Below are 8,296 nucleotides of genomic sequence, written 5' to 3'. Positions count from 1 at the left end.
GCCCCACCCCGCCCCTGTACACCAATCCTCTCACCGGAGAGGCCACCGATACCGATCTCAGCGGGCAAAAGCCCGTCACCGTGGTGATGAACAACATCAAGGTGGCCATGCCCCAGCAGGGCAACTCCACCGCCGACATCATCTATGAGGCCATTGCCGAGGGCGGCATCACCCGGATGCTGGCCGTGTATCAGGACCCCGCGGACCTCACCACCATCGGCTCGGTGCGCTCGGCCCGGGACTGCTTCTTGGACCTGGCCCTGGGCCATGACGGGGTGTTCGTCCACGCCGGAGGCAGCCACTACGTCTACGACACCATCGCCCAGCTGGGGGTCAACGACGTGGACGGCGTGAAGGGCACCAACGCCTCGGGCATCTTCTTCCGGGACCCGGACCGTACCCCCGGAGTGTCCTACGCCTGGGAGCACACCCTCATGGCCGACGGGAAAGCCATGGTGGAAAAGCTCACCGCCAACGGCCTGCTGGGCCCCCACTCGGAAGGATACAAGTACGAGATGAGCTTCACCGAAGACGGCACTCCCCAGGATGGACAGGCGGCCAACACCATCACCGTCACCTACTCCAACTACAAAAACACCGTCTTCCAGTACAACCAGGACAAACAAGTCTACCTGGTGGAGCAGTACGACAGCCCCTTCATTGACGGCAACGACGGCTCCCAAATCTCCACCACCAACGTGCTGGTGCTCCAGACGGACTACTCCACCATGGATGACGGCTACTACAGCGACGTCTCCCTCACCTCCGGCACAGGCTACTTCGCCTGCGGCGGCAAGATGATTCCCATCCACTGGGAGAAGGGAGACCACTACAACCAGCTGCGCTACTACACTCAAGATGGTAAGCCCCTGACGCTGGGGGTGGGCAAAAGCTTTGTGTGCATTGCACCCACCTCCCGCGACGTGGTAGCTGAATAATCTAGCAAAAAACGGAGAAAGCCGTGGCTTTCTCCGTTTTTTCTGCTTTATATGTACTTCTTTGGCGTTCCCCGGTAGGGGCCGTGGCTTACCCGGCCCATTGGTGCCCTGGCCTTGTCCTGGGAGATTCGGGAGGAGCAAGCCCCTCCCCTACGCCCAGCAACCCAAGAAATACGGCAATGTCTAGGGCCTGCATTTTCCATTATTCATTTATCATTCTTCATTTTTTTAGCCTTTCATTTCCGCCAGCTCTTCGCTGGGGGCCAGAGGCAGCGTGACTATGGCCTTGAACAGGTCTCCGTCGATCTCCACCTGGAAGGTACCCTTTTGCAGCTCGGTCATGGACTGGGCAATGGACAGGCCTAAGCCGCTGCCGTCGGTGGACCGGGACTCGTCGCCCCGGACAAACCGCTCCATGAGCCGCTCCACCGGCACGTTCAGGGCCTCCCGGGAGATGTTCTTCATGGACAGGGTGGCGCTCTTGTCGTCGTAGTGCAGCTCCACATACACCCGGGAGCCCTCCAGGGCGTACTTGGCGCAGTTGCCCAGCAGATTGTCCAGCACCCGCCACAGTCTCCGGCCGTCCGCCATCACCCACACCGGGTGGTCGGGCAGGGTGCGCACCACTGCCAGCCCTGCGGCCTGGAGCCGTTCCTCGTACTCGCCCAGGGCCTGATCTGCGATTTCTCCCAGGTCCAGCCGGGCCAACTCCACCGACAACACGCCGGTGGACGCCTTGGAGGCCTCCACCAGGTCCTCGGTAAGCTTTTTCAGGCGGTTACTCTTGCGCTCCAGCACGTTGATATACTCCTCCACCCGCTCGTTGGCCATGGGCTCCTTTTTCAGCAGGTCCACATAGTTGATGATGGAGGTGAGGGGGGTTTTCAAGTCGTGGGAGACGTTGGTGATGAGCTCGGCTTTGAAGTGCTCGCTGCGCATCCGCTCCGCCACCGCCTGGGAGATGGACTGGCCCAGGTTGTTCAGCTGCTGGGCGTGCTCCCGCAGGTCGTGGGGCATGTGGTGGCAGGAGATCTGCACGTTCAGGTTGCCCTTGAGCAGTTCCCCGGTACAGCGGCGAATCTGCTTCCAGCAGTGGGCCCAGCTACACAGGTACACCACCAGCACCACGCTGATGACCACCCAGAGAAACACGGCATTGCTCATCAGCAACACCAGCGACACCAGCATATAGAGACAACCTCCCATTCCCACACGCCAAACCAGGGGAATGGTACGGCGGGCCATCCCCAGAATCTTTTTTATCCGTCCCCAGGCCCACCACAGCAGGGTGCTGCGGACCAGGGTATGGCTCTTAAGGCGGGCGCTTACGGTGGTCAGCAGCCCCGCAGTCATCGCGGTCATGGCCGCCATTCCTCCTCCCACCAGCAGTAGCTGGAGCTTCATGGGCATTATCGTATATGTGATATCCATAATGGCGTCTTCCACCAGCCCGCTCACCGGGTAACTGGCCAGGAGAAACAGAGCCACCAGAATCAACTCCCCGGGCAACCGATGGAACCAATTCAAATAGACGCCCTCGGTACCCTTGCGGCATCCGGCGCCCACGCACAGGAACACCAGCATGGCAATGCCCACCGCCACGCACACCAGGTTCAGCACCAGCATGGCCACGTTGTGGTTTTTCCACCAGTCCAGACCCAGATAGGCCTTGGCGTAGGAGTCCCCCTCCACGGCCAGGGAGGTGTTCACCCACAGTACCAGGTCCAAAGCCACGGCACCCTCAGTCCAGCCCTCCTCTGCATTGATGGTCCAGCCCCCGGCATCCAGGTCGTAATGATAGCCGAAGACGTTGGACCTGATGACGTTTTGCACCGATGGGGCATAGGCAAACACCCCGAACTGGGTGGTGATGCGCAGCATGTCGCCCTTACCTTCCCCGTCTAAGTACACCGCTGTCAAATCCACGCTGCTGGGGTCCTCCCGGTACTGCTGCACCGCCGCACTCAGTTCATAGGCCCAGGTGTCGCTCTCCACGCGCTGAGGACTGGCAGGCGGGTTGCGGATGGTATCCACCACATCCGCCCACTTGGTGCCCACGTCACTGCGCACGTCCATCTCCAGGTTGGAGACGTAGTACTCCCCCCAGTAGATGCCCTCCGGCTGGGAGGGACGGGCCTGGGTGGTATTCCCCTGGAGGACACCGCCCTCCGGGTCCAGCAGCTGCCAGCGCAGGTTGGTGTTGTTCCACTGGTACTGCTGCTCCAAATCCGACTTCATCTGCTGCTCATAGCTGCTCAGAGACCCCAGCTCCTGCTCGGTGTAGATGAGGTCCAACAGGTAGCTGATCTGTTGCAGGTCCTGGTTTTCCAGGTATCGGATGGTGTAACCTCCCGCTGCCGAGGTCTGGCCCCAGATCACATTGAGATTTACCATCTGGTAGCAACCCATCACGGCCGCAATGGCAAAGGTCACCACTGCCAGCAGGAACGCCCCCGCTTTCAGCACCGGGTTTTCCCGTGCTCTCATACCATCTTCTCCATTTTATAACCCAGGCCCCACACCACTTTCAGATAGTGGGGGTTGGCCGGGTCAATTTCGATTTTCTCCCGCAGGTGGCGAATGTGCACCGCCACGGTGTTCTCCGACCCCAAAACCGGGTCGTTCCACACCAGCTGATAGATCTGGGCGGTGGAGTACACCCGCCCGGGGTTCTTCATCAGCAGGTGGAGAATGTTGTACTCAATGGGGGTGAGGTTGATGACCTCGCCGTCCACCCGCACCATCTTGGCCGCGTCGTCCAGCACCAGGGCCCCGTTGCGCAGCACGCCCTGCTCGTCGCCGCTCTGCTTGCCACCCAGGGTGGTGTAGCGGCGCAGTTGGCTCTTGACCCGGGCCAGCACCTCGATGGGGTTGAAGGGCTTGGTGATATAGTCGTCCGCCCCGATGTTCAGCCCCAGCACCTTGTCGCTGTCCTCGCCCTTGGCGGTGAGGAGAATGATGGGGATATTCCCCTCCTCCCGCATCCGGGCAGTGGCGCGAATGCCGTCCATTTTGGGCATCATCACATCCATGAGCACCAGGTCAATGCCGCCGGCTTCCACGGCCTCCAGGGCCTCCTGTCCGTTGTATGCCTCTACGGTCTGATATCCCTCACTGGTGAGGTAAATTTTCAACGCAGATACAATGTCATGGTCATCATCACAGATTAGAATCTTGTACATCCTTCCATGCCCTCCCGCTGTTTCTGATCTGCTTCTATACTACCAATCTTCCCCTTAAGTTGCAACCACTCAAAGTATTAAGATATGGTTAACACATACTGGGAAATCTTTGTCCTGCGACGTTTCTCCCCCTTCATTGACTTTTTGCTCGGTATTCGGTATACTATACCCGACTCTTGCGACTAGAATTTTACTAAATACGCCCATAGGGCATGGAGGTAGGAATTATGAAGGGTATTATCTTGGCTGCCGGACGGGGCACCCGTCTCTATCCGATGACCCGACCCGTCTGCAAACCCCTGCTGCCTGTCTACGACAAGCCGCTGATCTATTATCCCCTGGCCGTGCTGATGCAGGCCGGCATCCGTGACGTGCTGGTGATTGTGCCCCCCGGAGAGGTGGACACCTTCACCGCTCTGCTGGGCGACGGCTCCCAGCTGGGCATGAACATCCAGTACACCGTGCAGCCCGTGGCCCGTGGCATTGCCGACGCCCTGCTCATTGGCCGTGACTTCGTGGACGGGGACGACGTGTGCCTGGTGCTGGGCGACAACATCTTCTGGTCCCCCAACTTCCAGCAGCTTTTGAAGCAGGCCGCTGACAACAACCAGGGCGCCACCGTCTTCGGCTGCTACGTGGACGATCCCCGCCCCTTCGGCGTGGTAGAGTTTGATGAGAACGGCAAGGCCATCTCCATTGAGGAGAAGCCCCAGAACCCCAAGTCCAACTACATCGTGCCCGGCCTGTACTTCTACGACGGACAGGCCATGGACATCGCCGCCAACCTCACCCCCTCCGCCCGGGGCGAGCTGGAGATCACCGACGTAAATCTGGCGTATCTGCACCAGGGCCAGCTCCAGGTGGTGCCCATGGAGGACAACTACGTGTGGCTGGACGCTGGCAACGCCGGCAGCATGCTCCAGGCCGCCCAGACCATCCACGACCTGCAGGGCCAGGATCACTATGTGGGCGTCATTGAAGAAATCGCCTACCGGGAGGGCTGGATCTCCCACGACCAGCTGCAAAAGCTGGGCCAGGAGCTGTCCATGACCGAGTACGGCCAGCACCTGCTGTCTCTGTAAGCCCAAACTATCAAGATAAAAAATTCCCTTTGGCCTGAGCCAAAGGGAATTTTTTTGACATCTCCACCAGGGCAGGGGTTTGTGGAACTGTGCGGAACCAAGAGTTGGCCGCCGCCCCGTTGACAACCGGAAACATGGGGGCTATTCTGGTGGAAGATACAGGCTATTTCGCCCGGTTTCACCATCGCCCTTTCCCCGTTGTAAGGAGGTTCAACCAATGGATATTCAACTTCTCGCCATGGATTTGGACGGCACGTCCCTGCAAGCCGACCACCTGAGCTTTACCCCCCGTCTCCACCAGGCTCTGGCGGAGGCCCACGCCAAAGGGGTGGCCATCGTGCCCACCACCGGACGGCAGCACTTTCTCCTCCCGCCTCCGGTGCAGACGGGAGCGGCATGGGAAAACCTGTGCATTTTGTGCAACGGCGGCGAGATTCGCCGCATTGCCACCGGAGAGCTGCTGCGGGGCCACTACATCCCCCCCGAAGTGGCTCAGGCGGTGGTGGAGCTGGCGGGAGAATACCACTTCCCCGTGGAGCTGTCCGCCCAGGGCCACATGTACCTAACCCAGGAGAGCTGGGACATGGAGCAGCCCTACCGGGAGTTCATCGGCTACCACCTGGATGTGGTGCTGGGCAAGCGGGGCGTGGTGGTGGACGACCTTGTCCGCACCGCCCACACGCCAGAGCTGAATATCGACAAGATCAACCTCCCCCACATCCCCGATCCCCTCCGGGACCAGGTCTGCGCCCGGCTGGACGCCCTGCCCCTCAATCACTTCTGGTCCGGGCCCCACACCATTGAGATCGCCCACACCCAGAGCACCAAGGGCAACGCCTTACAGGAGGTGTGCGGGCTTCTGGGTATCGACCCCGCCCACGTCATGGCCATCGGGGACAGCGGCAACGACCTGTCCATGCTCCAGGCCGCCGGGTTCTCCGTGGCCATGGGCAACGCCGCCCCGCACATCCAGGCGGCGGCGGACGCCGTGACTCTGCCCTATGACCAGGACGGGGCCGCCCTTGCCATTGAGCGGTATATTCTCAATAAGTGAAACCCCTGCATCAAAGGGTCTGTTGCAAAATCAATATCACTTATATTGTGTTGACATCATAAAAGTATAATGTTACAGTAAACATAACATGGGGTGCGATAACGGGGAACGCAGTAGGTTTCCAGCGGATGTGTGAATCATGTTTTTTCACCTAGTTGATGATAATATGCACCCTAGTCTACTCTCTTGGCAGAGCCTATGTGGAAACAGTGTTAGAATGGAAAGCGGATAAGAGAGAAGAAGTTTTTCATATTTTTGCTGTCATATTGGGTAAAAGAAGATTTTTAATACATTTGATGCGAATAAAGTTCATTAAAGATAGAGTTTGATATAGAAAAGAGGAAGAGTATGGAAGTGTTAATTTTTATTTTGACGATTATATTCTCTATTTCAGCTGAGGTGACAGTTGGAATTAGATTTAATCTTCCAGGAATAGGGGGTATTGTGGGAATCGCTTTTATTGGCGCAGTTCTTTTGTACACAATTCGGCATAAGCACAAATAACAAGAGGGGTATCCCCCTCTTGTTATTTTATGCTGTTTAGTATTCGGTTATATGTCCTGTATTACTCATTCTAATAGCCATTTCCACCATTTTTTCTGTTCCAACACTAAATCCGATACCAAACGAAACAGGGAGTGAAAGGGATGGTGATACGCCGACAACTGTATGACCATATGCAAATACAAAGGCAGCTTCTTTGATGTAATCGGTTCCAGTGCGCATTACTTGAACATAAAAATTGCCGGTCTTGGCATAATACGCTCCATATTGGTCCGAGTCTCCAGAGCCAACGGGAACTTTGGCGTATGCATGGTCATAGGGAGAATCGCAAACAATAGTGAGCCGGTTACTGTATTTATATTCTCCTGAGCGGCTATAATAATTTGCGTTTGCATAAGAAGTCGCAGAGTAGAAGGCTAGATTGATTGATTGACCATTGGTATTAGTGCCTTGCCAACGAATAGCCATTAAATCAATAATTGGTTCTCCGGCAAGAAGAGGGACATTTGACCACTCCCAGTACACTCGCACTTTAAGAGTTACTGAACTTGCAACTTCTTTATAAAATTTTGCTGTCATATCAGCAAAAACCCCACGCAGTTCAGGTTTATTTTCAATGGGTTCTCCATTGTAATTCTTTAGAATTGTAATTTGGCTACTACTATATCCCATATCTGAGAGTTCAGAGGCTGGCAAAGAAGCTCGTTCCAGGAGTTCATTCTCAATTGCATCCGATTTAATTAAATTTATATGAGTTTCTGACATTCCTTGATTACTAAGTTCTTTGTTGGAGAGCCTTCTTGAATGAGTGTAAATATCGTACTCATTTGTTGTTACGGAGTATGCCGCAGGTTCGGCTGGCATATCTGGGGCATCATTAGTGGCAAAAGCAACAGTTGACATTGCGAAAAGCATTCCAATGAGAAGAATGGATGATAAAAACCTTTTTCTAGCCACAGTAAACCCTCCTTATGTATTTCAAATCAATATTAATCTCCTGGCCCATTGGAACCCTCTCCTCTGCTTGTGCTTATCCATATTGCACAAAATATACAAGTATATTCCAACATAAACTACACAACACGTCAATGCTAATAACTGTTGATTCACAAAAATTAGTTTTAACCAACCAGTATCATGCTCATATGAGAGGATAGATATTTGACTTTTTACAGAAGTGGAGACAGGGCAGAGGAATACATACTACTACAGTCAGTATGGCGCGACCTATGAGATCGCCCATGTATGGCTGGGAGGGGGATGTGGTGTGGCTCAAGACCCCGGACCAGGCGTGTAAGCGGGTACGTGACGCCGACGATGAGATGAGGCAGGTGCTGCAAACGCAGTATGAACAGGCTGGGCTTGCGTCAAGTCTAAATTCGGCCTGTCACCCTTGCTGTGGCCCCTGTTTTTTCCACCACACCAGGCCACACTGGGCAGCTAACCCTAAACCTCTGTGGTTTCCACGTCCGGGCCTACCCCGGAAAGGCGGCGTTCCCGCCGCCGGGATCCATTGCCGCACTTCCTTGTTACGCT

General features: G+C 55.8%; 7 protein-coding genes. 4 read left to right on the top strand and 3 right to left on the bottom strand.

The window, feature by feature from the left end; all coding sequences use genetic code 11:
- Positions 1-938: DUF3048 domain-containing protein (locus B5F12_RS06870; protein ID WP_087232290.1), on the top strand; the 938-nt coding region annotated here is incomplete at its 5' end.
- 228 nt (positions 939-1,166) lie between these two features.
- Here B5F12_RS06870 and B5F12_RS06865 read toward each other — a convergent pair.
- On the bottom strand, positions 1,167-3,425 hold the full coding sequence (locus B5F12_RS06865) for a HAMP domain-containing sensor histidine kinase (protein ID WP_242954913.1): 2,259 nt from the start codon (positions 3,423-3,425) through the stop codon (positions 1,167-1,169).
- The gene (locus B5F12_RS06860) at positions 3,422-4,120 is read right to left on the bottom strand and encodes a response regulator transcription factor (protein ID WP_087232287.1); all 699 of its coding nucleotides are present in this window, start codon (positions 4,118-4,120) and stop codon (positions 3,422-3,424) included. Before B5F12_RS06860 ends, B5F12_RS06865 begins: the two co-directional genes overlap by 4 nt.
- Positions 4,121-4,347: 227 nt before the next feature.
- Here B5F12_RS06860 and rfbA point away from each other — a divergent pair, with 227 nt between their 5' ends.
- From rfbA to B5F12_RS11865, 3 genes are all read left to right on the top strand, one after another.
- Positions 4,348-5,202 (top strand): glucose-1-phosphate thymidylyltransferase RfbA, encoded by an 855-nt coding sequence (rfbA, locus tag B5F12_RS06855; protein ID WP_087232284.1) that lies wholly within the window; start codon positions 4,348-4,350, stop codon positions 5,200-5,202.
- Positions 5,203-5,419: 217 nt separating this feature from the next.
- The gene (locus B5F12_RS06850) at positions 5,420-6,256 is read left to right on the top strand and encodes an HAD family hydrolase (protein WP_087232281.1); all 837 of its coding nucleotides are present in this window, start codon (positions 5,420-5,422) and stop codon (positions 6,254-6,256) included.
- A 348-nt stretch (positions 6,257-6,604) separates the two neighbouring features.
- Positions 6,605-6,760 carry a hypothetical protein gene (locus tag B5F12_RS11865; protein WP_158096655.1) on the top strand — a complete coding sequence of 52 codons (156 nt, stop codon included), beginning with the start codon at positions 6,605-6,607 and terminating at the stop codon, positions 6,758-6,760.
- 36 nt (positions 6,761-6,796) lie between these two features.
- Here B5F12_RS11865 and B5F12_RS11725 read toward each other — a convergent pair whose 3' ends face one another.
- Positions 6,797-7,717: a hypothetical protein gene (locus tag B5F12_RS11725; protein ID WP_143482210.1), complete on the bottom strand. Its 921-nt coding sequence runs from the start codon at positions 7,715-7,717 to the stop codon at positions 6,797-6,799.
- Positions 7,718-8,296 lie beyond the last annotated feature (579 nt).

The organism is Pseudoflavonifractor sp. An176 (genome assembly GCF_002160435.1).
GTDB classification, from domain to species: Bacteria; Bacillota; Clostridia; order Oscillospirales; family Oscillospiraceae; genus Enterenecus; species Enterenecus faecium.
Note: the sequence above shows the minus strand (reverse complement) of the source record. Positions and strands in the feature narration are given on the sequence as shown.